Source organism: Dyadobacter luteus (assembly GCF_003383615.1).
GTDB classification, from domain to species: domain Bacteria; phylum Bacteroidota; class Bacteroidia; order Cytophagales; family Spirosomataceae; genus Dyadobacter; species Dyadobacter luteus.
The window spans coordinates 150,880-166,460 of sequence record NZ_QNUL01000005.1 but is presented as its reverse complement, the minus strand read 5'-3'; the positions used below and the strand labels follow the sequence as shown (position 1 = coordinate 166,460).

Sequence of the window (15,581 nt, the reverse complement as noted above, 5' to 3'; positions counted from 1 at the left end):
AGCAGATCGCCGAATACCAACTATTCTCCGTTATTTTGAACTATAGTTCGGCGCCTCTTTCTGTATCATCACATCGTGAGGATGACTTTCCCTCACACCGGCAGAAGTTATTTTAACGAAAGTCGCCTTTTGTAGTGTGGCTATATCACTTGCTCCGCAATAACCCATACCCGCTTTCAATCCCCCTACCATCTGATAAATTATTTCAGAAACCTTTCCCTTAAAAGGTACTCTTCCTACTATTCCTTCAGGAACCAATTTTCGTGCGTCATCTTCTGCATCCTGGAAATAACGATCTTTGGAACCTTCACCCATTGCTTCCACTGACCCCATTCCGCGGTAAGATTTGAATTTTCGTCCTTCATAAATAACAATTTCTCCGGGAGCTTCGTCGCTTCCAGCCAACATCGAACCAATCATAATGGTACTGGCTCCGGCTGCCAACGCTTTGGTCATATCTCCGGAATAACGTATTCCTCCATCTGCAATAACTGTTACACCTGTTCCCTCTAACGCTTTGGATGCCCACATCACAGCTGTAAGCTGAGGTACCCCTATTCCCGCTATGATCCGCGTGGTACAGATACTTCCCGGTCCTACCCCCACTTTCACGGCATCGGCACCTGCTTCTGCTAAAGCAAGTGCTGCTTCGCCGGTAGCGATATTTCCCGCTATCACATCTAGCTTAGGGAATTGCGCTTTCACCAATTTCACTGCATCAATTACACCTTTCGAATGCCCGTGGGCAGTATCCAGACTGATTATATCGACTCCCGCCTTCACCAACGCTTGCACTCTTTTCAAAAGATCCGCTGTAACACCTACGGCAGCACCCACCCGCAGACGACCATAAGCGTCTTTACATGCATTGGGATGCGATTTTCTTTTCAATATATCCTTGTAAGTAATTAGTCCGGTAAGCTGATATTCGCTGTTAACGATCGGTAATTTCTCAATTTTATATTCCTGAAGAATCACCTCAGCATCTTCCATGGAAAGACCGTCGGAAGCTGTAATGATATTCTCCTTTGTCATCAACTCAGTTACCGGCCTGGACAAATCACGCTCGAAACGCATATCACGGTTGGTAAGAATACCAATCAGTTTATGGTTGTCGTCAATAACAGGAATTCCACCGATCTTAAATTCACGCATAATCTGGAGTGCGTCACCCAGTTTGGCATTTTCAGGAAGTGTGATCGGGTCAAGAATCATCCCGCTTTCGGAACGCTTCACCTTGCGAACCTGCTCGGCCTGCGCTTCTATACTCATGTTTTTATGAATAATTCCTATACCTCCTTCCTGTGCCATAGCAATGGCAAGATCCGATTCGGTAACAGTATCCATCGCTGCCGATACAATGGGAATATTGAGCTCAATGTTACGGGTAAGTTTGGTTTTGACAGTAGTGTCCCGTGGAAGAGTTTCCGAATAACCGGGAAGCAGCAGAACGTCGTCGTAGGTGAGTGCCTCGATGAGGCCGGGGGATGGGGATGTACTCATAGCAAATAATTTTATAGTTATTTGCCGGGTAAAATTAACCAGAAGTTTTGAGCTGAAAAAATAAAATATACTTTTCAGCTCAAAACTGCATTAATTCGATAAGCGTAACATATTAAAAATCAAGACACTAAAACCCTTACTTTTTTGATCCGTTTTTTATCAGCAGACTGTACTTTAAAAGTAATTTCTCTGTGTGTTGCTATTTCTCCGGTACGGGGCAATCTTGAAAAAAGTTCTAAAAGCAGACCAGCCAGCGACTCACTTCCACCACGCACTTCATCGAAGTAATCTGTTTCGAGTCCTAACAGTCGGCATAAATCATTGATCAATACTCTTCCCTCAAAAACGTAAGTATTTTCGTCAACCTGGGTATAGTTAACCTCTTCATCTTCGTCGTATTCGTCATTAATATCTCCGAATATTTCCTCAATGATATCCTCCAATGTAATAAGTCCGCTTGTACCGCCGTACTCGTCGACGACAATAGCCATATGAACCCTTCTGGTCTGAAAATCCTGCATTAAATCATCCAGACGTTTGCTTTCCGGGATAAAATACACCGGTCTGATCAGCTTCTGCCAGTTGAAATGCTCATCCAGATGCAAGTGCGGAAGCAAATCTTTAACATTAAGAATACCTTCAATATGATCCAGATCCTCCCTAAAAACCGGCACTCTCGAATAACCTGATTTATTGATTTTGTCCATGAGCTCATGGAAATTCAGCTCAATATCAAATGCCGTAATATGCAACCTGGCTTGCATCGCCTTTTTTGCATTGGTCTGTCTGAAATTCGCCAGTCCACGGAGCAGATCCGATTCTTCCTCACTTTCTGCTTTGGCTTCAAGTCGCTCTGTCGATATTTCTGCTCCTTCGGGAGTAAGTATGCCCACTGCAAACCCGAGTTTCATCACTGGTTTTGTCAACGGGCTACAAACTTTGATCAAAAACTTTGTGATGCCTGTAATTTTAGGAATCAGATCCAATGCCTTCCTTGCACTGTTGAAACGAACCATTGCATCCAACCAGATCCATAAGCAAAGGAATCCAATCACCGACCATCTGACTATCTGCTCTTCAGTTCCCTGTAAATGAAGCCAGGCGAGGCGTGCTGCCAAAAGTACCGCACCAAGCGTAACTCCACGCTGCATTAGTGAGAGCGTCAGTTGCTGTATACGACTGGGAAGGAGGTTATCGGTATCTGATTTCCGTTCCCACGGATTTTCCATCAGCCCCGCAGCAGAATAGGCGGCTCTGATACCTGAGAAAAAAAGGGAAAGGACAAACAGGAATATTACAAATGAAAGGTCATAAACCAGATACTTATCTATCGGAATTTCAATACCGGCGATGAGGGGAATAGCTCTGTAAGAATAGGAGACTTTTTTGTAAATCTGAAGATTTGAGAATATATCTTCTGACACAAATTGTGATAATTCAGGGGGATTTAATAACCCCCACCGCTTTCGGGGAAGAGGATCTTCGTTATCGGTTTTATCTTTCACAGATTGCTGAAAAACGTTCGTAATAAGCTATGTTATCATAAATGTAACGATTCTGAGCAGAAGTGCCTTCATATCCGTATACAATATTTCAATCATTGTATATTGCCGGGGATTAGCTTTAGCGGACTTTTGTCTGCAGTTAGCGGCAGACAAAAGTCCGGCATATATCAGAATGGCAGATCGTCGTCGTCACTTCCGGCTGCCATCGAAGGCGGAACCGGGTCGCTAGCCCTCGGAACTTGCCGCGCGGGTGCCTGCTGTTGCGCATACCCATGATTGCTATTCTCATTTGAACCTCCACCTGCTGGTCCTCCCAGAAGTGTCATACTATTGGCGCGAATCGTCACACCCGATTTTTGCTGCCCATCTTTGTCAGTCCAGTTATCAGTTCGAATACGACCTTCAATATACACCTGATTACCTTTCTTCAGGTATTTTTCTGCCACCTTGGCAAGACCTTCCCAAAGTTCAATTCGGTGCCATTCCGTATTGTCGACCCTTTCACCACTTTTGTTGGTATAACTTTCGGTCGTAGCAATACTAAACTTAGCAACTGCAGAGCCACTTTCCAGATAACGTACTTCCGGATCGCTCCCCAAATTTCCAATCAGAATCACTTTATTAACACTCCCTGCCATAATTTTTTTGTTCTAAATATTTGCAATTATATAATTTAAAGATAGTTGATAATAACTTAAAACAGTACATCAAAGCTATAGCACTATCCTTCTCATAGATACCCTTCCTCTTTGAGAACCATATCAACCAATATTGGTTTTGGCAGATTGGCCACTTCATCTGTATCATAAAAATGATATCCATCCATAGATGGTAAATCAGCATCATTTGTAATATCAATCCACCAGAACCGGACAAACAACTTCTGATGTGTCAACAAATGCGTATAAGTTTTAGGAACATTCCTGATTCTTCCAGTGCGAAGAATGCTATCCACAGCCTGGTTTACCGGCAAATCATCCAACGTATCAATTTCATGAGAAGTTTCAGTCATTGGGAAATCATACAAACCTTTCCAGATATCCTTCCCCAAACGCTCCTTCATTGCTATTTTATGCTCACACTCAGTGATAAAATAGTTGAAATATCTGCTGCGTACCTTCACTTTTTTCAGCTTCACCGGCAATTCGGATTGCTTATTGTGCATGTTGGCATAACACATATCCCTGAAGGTACATACATCACATTTGGGAGATACAGGAACACACTGAAGCGCCCCAAATTCGATCATCGCCTGATTGTAAATAGCCGGATCTTCTCTGGATATAAGTTGCTGTGCAGTCTCTGTAAACTCCTTTTTCCCTTCATTGCTCAATATGTCCGTATAAATCCCAAACAACCTCGCCATAACTCTGTACACATTCCCGTCCACAGCGGGAATTACTTCATCAAAAGCAAATGAAGCTACGGCTGCAGCAGTGTAATGCCCCAAGCCTTTTAGTTTCGAAAGCCGGGCAGCTGTGGAAGGGAAACTCCCTCCGAACTCTGTCATAATCTGGCGGGCAGTGTAGTGCATATTGCGCGCTCTTGAATAATAGCCCAGTCCCTGCCACAGCCTGAGTACGTCCTTTTCTTCCGCCGACGCCAGATCAGACACTGTCGGATACGTCTCTGTAAACCTTTCATAGTAAGGCAATCCCTGAGCAACCCGTGTCTGCTGAAGAATAATTTCGGACAGCCATATTTTATATGGATCTCTTGTCTCCCGCCATGGTAAAGGCCTGTGATTTTGGATGTACCAGGTTTTAAGCCTTTTATTAAAATCAATGATCTGTAACTGATCGGATAGCATATCGTTTGTACTTATATACTCTGTTTTTTAACCGATTATAAAAAAAATGGAAAAGCCATCCTTTTAAATTCAGGTAAAAATAGCGTACCTTTGTGTTCCCAAAATTTGGAGGAGGAAGTAAATAAATGAAATAATATCCACTTAAAGTAAACAATCAAAGTGACTAAGGCAGACGTAATCGCACAAATTTCTGAGAAAACAGGCGTAGACAAGGGCGATGTTCAACAAACGCTAGAATCGTTTTTCACCGTGGTAAAGGACTCACTTTCTGATGGTGAGAATCTTTATGTTAGAGGCTTTGGTAGCTTCATAAACAAAAAGCGTGCACGTAAAGTAGCCCGTAATATCTCAAAGGGAACTTCAATGATTATTGACGAGCATTTTGTACCAAGTTTCAAACCTGCTAAAGTTTTCGTTGAACAGGTTAAAGAAAGTGACAAACTTAAAGCTTACGCTGAAAAGTAATTCACCTCACAAGGTTTGGTTATAAACAGTATGAAAAAATCCATTTTGCTTTCTTGTGTACTTGCAGTTGCCTTAGTAGGTACTCTATTCAGTCTGCCTAAGGTAGTTGTCAATAACAAAGGGAAAGAAGTGGACACTGAAAAAGCTCAGACAGCCGAGGCATCAAGCGCATCGACTCCATCTGAGACACCTGCCAATTCGCACGATGGAGCCACTTTATCACCTGAACAACAAAAAACCGTTGATCAGCTTAGAGGTGGCTTCATTCTTGCAAACGATAAAGAAAAAGTTACTGCCGGAATAAAACTTTCTGATAAATTTACAGAATTGCAGAAATTCGACAGCGCTGCCTTTTATGCTGAACAAGTGGCTATCCTAGATCCTTCTCTGGATAACATAGTCAGGACTGGTGATCGTTACTACGCAGCATACGGCTTTGCAGTGGATGAGCAAAAGTCGAAAAATCTTGGGATAAAAACCCGTGAGTATTATCAAAAGGCAATTGATAAGAATTCAGGTCTGCTGGCAGTAAAAGCCAATATGGCCATGACTTACGTAAACACAGAAAACCCTATGCAGGGTATAACCATGTTACGTGAGGTAATCGATACAGACCCTACCAATGAATTGGCTTTGTTCAATCTTGGTATTCTGTCGATGCGTTCAAATCAATATTCGAAGGCAGCTGACCGCTTCCGTCAGATACTGACGAACAACCCTGCCAACACCAAAGCTAAATTCTATCTCGGTTTAACTTTGGTAGAACTTGGTAAAAATGATGAAGCCAGAAAAGTCCTTTCTGAAGTTAAAAAAGAAGAAAAGGATCCTGTTATTCAGCAAGCTATCGGCGAACTGGAACAGCGGCTCAACAACTGATTGAATTAAGTATACAACACAATTATTTATATTAAACGAATAAGTTATGCCTTGCGGAAAGAAAAGAAAGAGACATAAGATCTCCACTCACAAGAGAAAGAAACGCCTTAGAAAAAACAGACATAAGAAGAAATAATTGGTAATTGACCGGATTGCTACAATCCGGTCATACCTTCTTCACGGTTGCGTAATGCCTCATTAATTCTATGAGGAGGTCGAGTATTAACATTAAGATAGCCATTCAGTTGGTGGAACATTGAGTAACGAATTACTAATCAATTCTACTCAAAAGGGAGAGCGTATAGCCCTTTTGCAGGATAAACGTCTTTTAGAGTATCACGTTGAAACACCGGATCAAAGCTTTACCGTAGGTGATATTTACCTCGGTACAGTCAGGAAACTGGTGGCAGGGCTTAATGCTGCCTTTGTAGATGTGGGATTTGAAAAGGATGCATTTCTGCATTATTTAGATCTGGGTCCGAATATTAACTCTCTTAACAAACTCACCAAGGATGTAATCTCCAAGCGTGCGAATTCAGGCAAATTGAATAACTTCAAGATGGAGCCTGAAATTGAGAAGCTTGGAAAAATTGATAAAGTACTCTCCAAAAATCAGCCTATTCTGGTTCAGATTGTAAAAGAACCAATCTCTACCAAAGGTCCCCGTTTATCCTGCGACATTTCGATTGCCGGTCGTTACATCGTTCTGGTTCCTTTTTCCAACTCAGTAAACCTTTCCAAGAAGATTACTGACAAGCAGGAAAGAAACCGTTTGCAAAGATTGATGTCATCCATCAAGCCTGCCAACTTCGGAGTAATTATCCGTACAGTAGCGACAGGAAAAGATGTTGACGAACTGAATAAAGATCTTCAGGATTGCCTTGATAAGTGGGAAAACGGAATTAAAGCACTTCGTGATGCCAAACCACGTGACCGCGTGATAGGTGAAATGAACCGTGCTTCTTCCATCATCCGCGATATGCTGAACGAATCTTTCGACAGTATCACCGTGGATTCTAAAGAGGTGTATGACGATATCAAAGCATACATCCACAACATTGCTCCTGAAAAAGAGAACATTCTCCGACTGCATAATGGTAAGAATAAACTGTTTGAACAGTTTGGTCTTGAAAAGCAAATTAAAGGATTGTTCGGACGCTCTGTAAGTCTTCCTAACGGAGGATACCTGATTATTGAGCACACAGAAGCACTTCACGTTATCGACGTAAACAGCGGTAACAAATCTAATTCTGAAGAAGATCAGGAAGCTACGGCACTGAGTGTGAACCTCGAAGCAGCCAAAGAAGTTGCCCGCCAGTTGCGTCTGCGCGATATGGGTGGCATTATCGTCGTCGATTTTATCGATATGAAGAAAGCGGAAAACAAACGCGTTCTTTTCGATACGATGCGGGACGAAATGAAAGGCGACCGCTCAAAATACACAGTTCTTCCTCTTTCAAAATTCGGGTTGCTGCAAATTACACGTCAGCGTGTAAGACCTGAAATGAATATCGTCACCCGCGAAACCTGCCCTACCTGCGGTGGTACAGGAAGTATTCAGGCAAGTATTCTCGTTTCAGATGTAATTGAGAACAATCTGGATTATATGCTCTCAAAACAAAATGAGCGTGGAATTACGATTTTACTGCATCCATTCCTGCATTCCTATTTTACAAAAGGTATTATTTCCCGACAAGTAAAATGGTTCTTCCAATACAAAACCTGGGTTAAACTCATCAAGGATTCATCATTGGGCGTTACAGACTTCAAATTCCATAACCAGTATGGGGAGGAGATTGAGATTGTTCCGGGCAACTGATGTCTAGCTGTTAGCTATCAGCTTTTAGCCGTTAGCTTAGGGCCCGGCTAAGGAAGATCACAATAGTCACTCAATAACCTTCCAGACAATGTTGGCTAGGTTATAGTAACTGCTTATTTACCTTTCCAGATGGGATTTCTTTTTTCTCGGAATGCTGCTGTACCTTCTTTCGCATCCTCTGAAAGTAGTAAAAAATCCAGTTGCTCTTTCAAAAAACGATGACGGTCACCTGCAGGTATCGAGGGTAATTTCTGAAATGCCTTCAAACCAGATTGAATGGCGTACGGCGCGTTCTCGCATATCAGATCTGCCAGTTTATCCGCTTCCCTTTGTATTTGTTCAGGAGATATAACCTGTGTGAGCAGACCCATTTCCAGGGCCTCAGCGGCTGAATAACTTTTTCCTGTTATAGCCATTTCCATAATTTTACGAGCCGGCACCAACCCTGTCAGCGATTCCATCACCTGCATCGGCCATATGCCTCTCTTCACCTCTGGCAGACTGAACGTAGCTTCAGATACGCTCAATACGAATGTGCAGCCGCATATCAGTAAAAAACCTCCGGCTAACACAGGTCCTTCTACAAGCGCTATACTTGGTTTTAACAGCTGAGAGAATGCATCACCTAGTCGGGCTTCTCCCTGAATCTCCGGAAGGCTTTCATTCTTTATATCGGCATCCGGATTATGGAAAGCATTCAGATCTGCTCCTGCACAAAAAACCGGCCCTTTGGCTTCAAGTATTACACACCTCACTTCCGGCGTATAATGTGCATACGCCAACGCGTAGGTAATTTCCTTCACCATCGTTGGCGTGAAAGCATTGCGTTTTTCAGGACGATTCAGCGTAATCCGGAATACATGACCTTTTAGTTCAGTTTTGACATATACAAATCGAACCTGATCAAACTTCTGAATATCCTTTTCCCGATAAAACTGCATCTTATTTAAAGAATTACCGCTTCAAGCATGGTAATATACTGCTTGATACCAGCGTCGATTTCATGTAAATAAATAAACTCATCAGCACTATGCGAGCGTCCCGAATGACCCGGACCCATTTTCAGTGAAGGGCAATCGAGCAATGCCTGATCAGATGTAGTTGGCGAGCCGTATGCATTTCTTCCCAAAGCCAGTCCGGCCTTGACAATCGGGTGATCCATCGGAATACTTGATGGTCTCAAACGAATGGATCTGGCACTCACTTCTGAACCAATATGCTCCTGAATTACGTCAATGATTTCCTCCAGTGTATATTGATCTGTTGCACGCACATCTATAGTAAAATTACATACATCTGGAACCACGTTGTGTTGTGTTCCGGCGTTGATGATGGTGACAGACATTTTTACGGGTCCCAAAGTAGGCGACACTTTCGGAAACTGATAGCTGTTGATCCACTGAATATCTTTCAAAGCTTTGTATATGGCGTTATCACCTTCTTCCCGTGCCGCATGTCCCGATTTCCCTTTCGCTGCACAATCCAGTACAAGTAACCCCTTTTCTGCCACAGCCAGATGCATTTCAGTAGGCTCACCCACAATTGCAAACGAAATTTCAGGCAACTCGGGCACCACTATTTCCAAACCTTCCTTACCTGATATTTCTTCTTCCGCAGTAGTCGCAATTGCTATATTATAATTCAGATTCTCATACTCATAGAAGTAACAGAACGTAGCCAACAAAGAAACCAGACAACCGCCTGCATCATTACTGCCCAAACCATACAATTTACCATCTTCGACCTTAGCAACAAAAGGATTGAGTGTCCAGGATTTGTTAGGTTTTACTGTGTCATGATGGGAATTCAGCAACAATGTAGGTTTAGTATGATCAAAGTGCTTATTGAACGCCCACAAGTTGTTCTTTTTACGGGAAAAAGGAATTCCCTTTTTATTGAAATAATTCTCTATCAAAAATGCTGTCCCTTCCTCTTCCCTGCTGAACGACTCTGTTTCTATCAATTCCTTCAGTAATGCAACAGCTTCCTCACTCAATATTTTTATATGCTCAATCGCTTCTACTTTCTCCATGACGGGTTGGGTTATTCTCCGATGATTTTGGGCAAAGGTATAAAAAAAGGGAGTTGCACCTTACAGTACTACTCCCTTAGAATTCCATTAGAGATATTTACCACCTCACCTGTCCGTCGCCTCTCACAACCCATTTTTCTGTTACGAGTTTTTCCAGAGCAAACGGTCCACGTGCATGTAGCTTCTGCGTAGAAATGCCTATTTCAGCACCCAAAGCAAAAACTCCTCCATCGGTGAAGCGCGTAGACGCATTGGCATATACCGCAGCAGCATCCACTTCTTTCAGAAAATTATCAATTGCATCGCTATCCTTCGAAATAATTGCCTCCGAGTGACGGGACGAATGTTCACGGATATGACCAAGCGCCTCATCCAGCCCATCTACAACTTTTACCGAGCATTTATAGTCAAGAAACTCACGCCCGAAATCCTCAGGCTCCGCTCTCTGTAAGAAAGGATATTGAACTCCCTCGAATATACCATAGGCCGTTTTATCTGCAAATACTTCCACATTCCATTTTACAAACTCCTCTTTCAGCTTTGGCAGAAAATCCGCGGCAACCTCTTTATCTACCAGGATAGTATCCAGAGAATTACAAACAGATGGTCGTGAAACTTTTGCATTCACAACAATAGAAGCGGCTTTGTCCAAATCACCCGTTTTCTCCACATAGGTGTGGCAAACACCGGCTCCGGTTTCAATAGTAGGAACCAGAGAATTCTGACGAACGAATTTTATTAATCCTTCAGAACCTCTTGGAATGATAATATCCACATATTTTGTAGCCGTCAGTAATTCCATCACAAACTCCCGGCCCGTTGGCAACAAGTTCACCGCAGCAGCAGGTACACCTATCTCTTCCAGACTTTCGTGAATCAAACTTACCAGATACGTATTGGAATAATGTGCTTCTTTACCACCTTTCAATACACAGGCATTCCCGGAACGCAGGCAAAGTGCCGCCACATCCAGCGTCACGTTAGGGCGGGATTCGTATATCACACCCACTACACCCAGCGGTACGGCCAGTTTCTGCAAAGAAAGTCCTTGTTCAATCGTTCTTTCCAAAAGCACTTTACCCGTGGGATCAGCCAGGGCAGCCACATCCCGAAGACTTTGGGCCAGAGCTTCAATTCTTTTTTTATTGAGTAGAAGACGATCTTTTTTGGGATCCGTGTCATCCATTGCGTCGAGGTCTTTTTTATTTTCCTCAACAATCTGTTCTTCATTCGCTATGACCTTGTTTGCCAGAGATAGCAAAAGATCAGCTCTGTCCTTATCACTCAGCTTACGTACCGCAACGGATGCGTCCTGAGTAGCTTTTAGTAAAGGTAAAATGGAGTCCATTATAATAGTACGATATCATTGGCATGCGCCACTTCAAAATTCACTGTCTTTAAATTTTCTTTGATCGCGCCCGAAGTTTCTCTTGCACGCGCCACAGCGATCATTTCATGATCCGGCGAATATATCTCTATAATCTCACCAGCTTCAAACTCACCGGTTACATCAGTAACGCCCACTGCAAGCAAACTCTTTCTTTTCAACAGTGCCTTGGAAGCCCCTTCGTCGATATGCAGCGTTCCGGAAACCAATCCTCCGCTACCCAGCCAGCGATTCCGTGCCGACAAGGTACTTTTTCCCGCTCCTATCACAGTCCCTGCTTTGCCTTCCAGAGCCAGCAGAAGTTCATCTGTCTGATTCATACCGAATATGACCACCTGAATAGCCATACGTGCAGCAAGTTTGGCAAATGTGAGCTTGGAAGCCATACCTCCCAAACCAAGGAAAGACTTATCCGTACGTACAAATCTGAAAACCTCATTCACATTATTTACGTTCCGGATAATACCACCGTTCTCATCGAGCAAGCCGCCTACCGAAGTACAGAACATGAGTTTTTCAGCACCAAAGCCCACAGCCAGTAACGTAGCCAGTTCGTCATTGTCCGAAAACTTTAACTCACGGTCGCTTACAACGTCATTTTCATTGACAATAGGAATAATATCGTTTTCCCAAAGTTCTTCAAATGTACCTTTCAGTTGAAGAAACTTATTGCGGTTAGCGAAATGCTGTCTTTCGCAAAGACTTTGCGCTATATAGATTTGATTCGGAGCAAAATAACTTGCATACAACCCAACCAGCAAAGGATTACCCACTGATGCAGCTGCCTTGCGTTGCGTCATGGTTCCTTTATAATCCTGAATATAGGCTTTTCCTGCACCTACCGCACCGGATGAAACAATGATGATTCTGTATTGAGAGTGAATAGAAGAAACCTGCCTTGCTATTTCTGAGATGATTCTCACATCAGGCTCTCCGGATGCCAGCGTAATGGAAGCCGTTCCGAATTTTATAACTAGAATTGGTTTTGACACTGTGAACTTCTGTAAATCCGGCCGCACGAAGTGGCTGAGAACTATAAAACAATTTTATCCCAAATTTAACTTTTCTTAATCAGAAAAGAAGATATAATGGCTGGAAGATCAAGAAAGTTATACCGCACTCATCATTGAAAGGTAATTTTGTTAAACTTCCTGTCCAGTATCAGCGCCTCCTGCAATCTCCTCATATATTCATCTTTGGGAATTTCAATGGCTCCGTAACGAAGCACATTATCGTTCATAAACTGCGTATCCAGCAATTTAAAATCATTGATTTTTAAAATCTGTATCAGATAATGGAAAGCTACTTTAGACGAATTGCTTTCTCTGGAGAACATAGACTCTCCGAAAAAAACACCATTAACAGATACACCATACAGCCCACCAACAAGCTGTCCGTTATTCCAGGCCTCCACGCTGTGTGCAAACCCAAGTTTGTACAGTCCAACATAGGATGCAATAATGTCTTCGGATATCCAGCTACCTTCTTCCTCCTGGTTTTTACTAAGTACCCGCAAACCTGCACATCCTCTCATTACGCCTTCAAAATCCGTATTAATCCTGATATCGAATTGTTTCCTGTTCAAAACAGGTCTCAGAGACTTGCCGGGCTTATAAGTTTCAATGGGAATTACAGCCCGGGGATCAGGCGCATACCAATATATGGTTCCATCCGGCTCTGCCATTGGAAAAATGCCGTTTATATAGCCATACAAAAGATCATCGGTACTAATAACCGCCATTAGAAATATTAAGTTTGTGGTATAAAATCATACATAGTTAGCACTAATCCTCTGAGGTCGCAATCAAATTTTTCTTGATTACAGTGAACCACAAAAATATATTTCATGTTGTTTTGTCATAATAATTTTTTGTGCGAAATTTGCATCCTCTTAGACGACTAACCAAAGTACATGAATAGCAACGGAATACATACTGTTCTTCATACTACGCCATTCAGGTTTAGGTCCCCCCGGACCGTCTAATCTCATTTTGCCTACGCAGCAAAACTTTCTCCGCCTTTTTCTTTAAATTTTTGAAACGTCCCATCGTTATTTCTGGGAATTAAATTCTTTGTTTCGAACATTTTTTGTCTTTATAGCCATCAATGAAAAATACCGAAGTAGTGGGCAGCAAGTTCGTTATACAAACTGCCAATGAAAATCATCTCCATTATGCCGAAACTATTTGCGCGGAAATGGAAGAGAGTGCCAAAAAACGTGGTACTGGTATAGCTAAACGTTCTCCTGTATATATCATGGAGAAAATGGTTGAGGGAAAGGCGATTATCGCAACTACCAATACCGGAGAGTGGGTAGGATTCTGTTACATTGAGACATGGGAACATGGCAAATTCGTAGCAAACTCCGGCCTTATTGTAAATCCTGATTTCAGAAATAGTGGAATGGCTAAAGCGATCAAACAGAAAGCTTTTGAACTTTCACGCAAAAAATATCCCGATGCCAAAATTATTGGTATCACTACAAGCTTGCCGGTAATGAAGATCAACTCTGACCTGGGTTATGAACCCGTAACGTTCAGTGAACTTCCTGCCGACGACGCTTTCTGGAAAGGATGCGCAAGTTGTGTAAATTATGATGTTCTGATGCGTACCGGCAGAAAGCACTGCCTTTGCACCGGCATGATGTATAATCCTGACGATCATAAGAAAACAGAAACGCAGGCCGAAAAGGATACCTGGGATTTCCTTAAAGAATCAAGCCTCTACGAGCGTTGGATGCGTATCAAACAACGTATTTTATTGCGAAGGGAAGAACGTGCGAAAAAGAAAAACGCCGAGGCTATGCTCGTACACTAAATGTACCTGCATTCATTTACAGATTATTAATATCGTATAAATACCTCGCCCGGCCGCTTTTCAAGCCCGACGCGAGGTATTTTTTTGTTACTTTGTATTTCAGTTTTAAAGTTTAATAAGAACCTATTTTCCCGTAATGTCACAGCCAAAAGTAGTATTAGCGTTCAGCGGAGGATTAGATACCTCCTTTTGTGTAAAATATTTAGCCGAAGACAGAGGCTATGAAGTACATTCTGTGCTTGTAGATACCGGCGGTTTTTCAGACGAAGAACTTAAAACTATTGAGGCTAACGCTTATGCCCTGGGTGTTAAAAATCATGCTACTATCTCTAAAACGGCAGATTATTACAACGACTGCATCAAGTATCTGATATTTGGTAATGTCTTGAAAAACAATACTTATCCACTGTCGGTAAGTGCGGAACGTGTATTCCAGGCGGTTGCAGTTGCTGAGTACGCAAAGGAAATCGGAGCAAATGCAATAGCACACGGAAGCACCGGAGCTGGTAATGACCAGGTTCGTTTCGACATGGCCTTCCGCATCATCATTCCTGATGCCGAAATCATTACTCCTATTCGTGATTTGAAACTTTCACGCGAAGCGGAAATTGAATATCTGACCAATAAGGGTGTTGGACGTGAGTGGGCAAAAGCCGCTTACAGTATCAATAAAGGATTGTGGGGAACATCTGTTGGAGGAAAAGAAACACTTACTTCTGAGCAGTACTTGCCTGAATCAGCATGGCCAACCCAGGTTTCTAAGACTGAGCCGGAAACCATCACTCTGGAATTCGTGAAAGGTGAGTTGAAAGGTGTTGCGGGTGAATCTTTCGAAAACCCGGTAGCAGCCATTCAGAAACTGGCAGCTATTGCACAACCTTTCGGAATTGGTCGTGATATCCACGTCGGAGATACGATTATCGGAATTAAGGGGCGCGTTGGATTTGAGGCTGCTGCTCCTTTGGTGATTATCAAAGCGCATCATACACTTGAAAAACATGTATTGAGCGAACAACAACTATACTGGAAAGAGCAATTGGCTAACTGGTACGGAAGTTTACTTCACAAAGGCCAGTTTGTAGAACCGGTAATGCGTAATATAGAAACTTTCCTTGCGGATACTCAGGCTCACGTAACAGGAAGAGTGCATGTACATCTTGCTCCATATCGCTTCCATGTTGAGGGAATCGAATCACCCTATGATCTGATGTCATCGAAATTTGGCAGCTACGGAGAAATGAACAATGCATGGACCGGAGACGATGTCCGCGGATTCTCCAAAGTGGCATCTAACCAGGTAATGATTTATCAGAAAGTAAGCGAGAGCAACAACTAATCGTTTAGGGGCAATTGTTGATAGCTGGTTG

General features: G+C 42.7%; 14 protein-coding genes. 5 read left to right on the top strand and 9 right to left on the bottom strand.

Features of this window, described 5'->3' with window-relative positions; genetic code table 11:
• Positions 1 to 30: 30 nt before the first annotated feature.
• The 4 genes from guaB to mutY all read right to left on the bottom strand — a co-directional run bounded on the left by guaB (position 31) and on the right by mutY (position 4,818).
• Positions 31 to 1,503 (bottom strand): IMP dehydrogenase, encoded by a 1,473-nt coding sequence (guaB, locus tag DSL64_RS09145; protein WP_115830446.1) that lies wholly within the window; start codon positions 1,501 to 1,503, stop codon positions 31 to 33.
• Positions 1,504 to 1,622: 119 nt separating this feature from the next.
• Complete coding sequence (locus DSL64_RS09140) at positions 1,623 to 2,927, bottom strand: transporter associated domain-containing protein (RefSeq protein ID WP_229217011.1); 1,305 nt, start codon at positions 2,925 to 2,927, stop codon at positions 1,623 to 1,625.
• Positions 2,928 to 3,175: 248 nt separating this feature from the next.
• The gene (locus DSL64_RS09135; RefSeq protein ID WP_115830444.1) at positions 3,176 to 3,646 is read right to left on the bottom strand and encodes a single-stranded DNA-binding protein; all 471 of its coding nucleotides are present in this window, start codon (positions 3,644 to 3,646) and stop codon (positions 3,176 to 3,178) included.
• A gap of 92 nt (positions 3,647 to 3,738) precedes the next feature.
• A complete protein-coding gene (gene mutY / locus DSL64_RS09130) occupies positions 3,739 to 4,818 on the bottom strand; it encodes an A/G-specific adenine glycosylase (RefSeq protein ID WP_115830443.1) in 1,080 nt (359 codons plus the stop codon).
• Between the two features lie 159 nt (positions 4,819 to 4,977).
• On the opposite strand from mutY, the gene DSL64_RS09125 reads away from it, so the two are divergent.
• The 3 genes from DSL64_RS09125 (at position 4,978) to DSL64_RS09115 (ending at position 7,978) form a co-directional block, all read left to right on the top strand.
• Positions 4,978 to 5,283, top strand: coding sequence for an HU family DNA-binding protein (locus DSL64_RS09125; RefSeq protein WP_115830442.1), 306 nt, complete (start codon positions 4,978 to 4,980; stop codon positions 5,281 to 5,283).
• A gap of 30 nt (positions 5,284 to 5,313) precedes the next feature.
• The gene (locus tag DSL64_RS09120) at positions 5,314 to 6,159 is read left to right on the top strand and encodes a tetratricopeptide repeat protein (protein ID WP_115830441.1); all 846 of its coding nucleotides are present in this window, start codon (positions 5,314 to 5,316) and stop codon (positions 6,157 to 6,159) included.
• Between the two features lie 256 nt (positions 6,160 to 6,415).
• Entirely contained in the window at positions 6,416 to 7,978 is a 1,563-nt protein-coding gene (locus tag DSL64_RS09115) for an Rne/Rng family ribonuclease (protein WP_199539363.1), read from the top strand.
• Positions 7,979 to 8,091: 113 nt separating this feature from the next.
• Here the strand turns inward: DSL64_RS09115 and DSL64_RS09110 are convergent, their stop codons facing one another.
• The 5 genes from DSL64_RS09110 to aat all read right to left on the bottom strand — a co-directional run bounded on the left by DSL64_RS09110 (position 8,092) and on the right by aat (position 13,138).
• A complete protein-coding gene (locus DSL64_RS09110) occupies positions 8,092 to 8,919 on the bottom strand; it encodes an enoyl-CoA hydratase/isomerase family protein (protein ID WP_115830439.1) in 828 nt (275 codons plus the stop codon).
• A gap of 5 nt (positions 8,920 to 8,924) precedes the next feature.
• Positions 8,925 to 10,010 (bottom strand): M20 family metallo-hydrolase, encoded by a 1,086-nt coding sequence (locus tag DSL64_RS09105; RefSeq protein WP_115830438.1) that lies wholly within the window; start codon positions 10,008 to 10,010, stop codon positions 8,925 to 8,927.
• A 97-nt stretch (positions 10,011 to 10,107) separates the two neighbouring features.
• Positions 10,108 to 11,358, bottom strand: a complete 1,251-nt coding sequence (locus tag DSL64_RS09100) for a glutamate-5-semialdehyde dehydrogenase (RefSeq protein WP_115830437.1) — start codon at positions 11,356 to 11,358, stop codon at positions 10,108 to 10,110.
• Positions 11,358 to 12,389: a glutamate 5-kinase gene (proB, locus tag DSL64_RS09095; protein WP_115830586.1), complete on the bottom strand. Its 1,032-nt coding sequence runs from the start codon at positions 12,387 to 12,389 to the stop codon at positions 11,358 to 11,360. The genes DSL64_RS09100 and proB overlap by 1 nt, the downstream gene beginning before the upstream one ends.
• 131 nt (positions 12,390 to 12,520) lie before the next feature.
• Positions 12,521 to 13,138, bottom strand: coding sequence for a leucyl/phenylalanyl-tRNA--protein transferase (gene aat / locus DSL64_RS09090; protein WP_115830436.1), 618 nt, complete (start codon positions 13,136 to 13,138; stop codon positions 12,521 to 12,523).
• Positions 13,139 to 13,503: 365 nt separating this feature from the next.
• On the opposite strand from aat, the gene DSL64_RS09085 reads away from it, so the two are divergent.
• Together DSL64_RS09085 and argG are read left to right on the top strand one after the other, a co-directional pair.
• Positions 13,504 to 14,214, top strand: a complete 711-nt coding sequence (locus tag DSL64_RS09085) for a GNAT family N-acetyltransferase (protein ID WP_115830435.1) — start codon at positions 13,504 to 13,506, stop codon at positions 14,212 to 14,214.
• Between the two features lie 136 nt (positions 14,215 to 14,350).
• A complete protein-coding gene (argG, locus tag DSL64_RS09080; protein ID WP_115830434.1) occupies positions 14,351 to 15,550 on the top strand; it encodes an argininosuccinate synthase in 1,200 nt (399 codons plus the stop codon).
• Positions 15,551 to 15,581 lie beyond the last annotated feature (31 nt).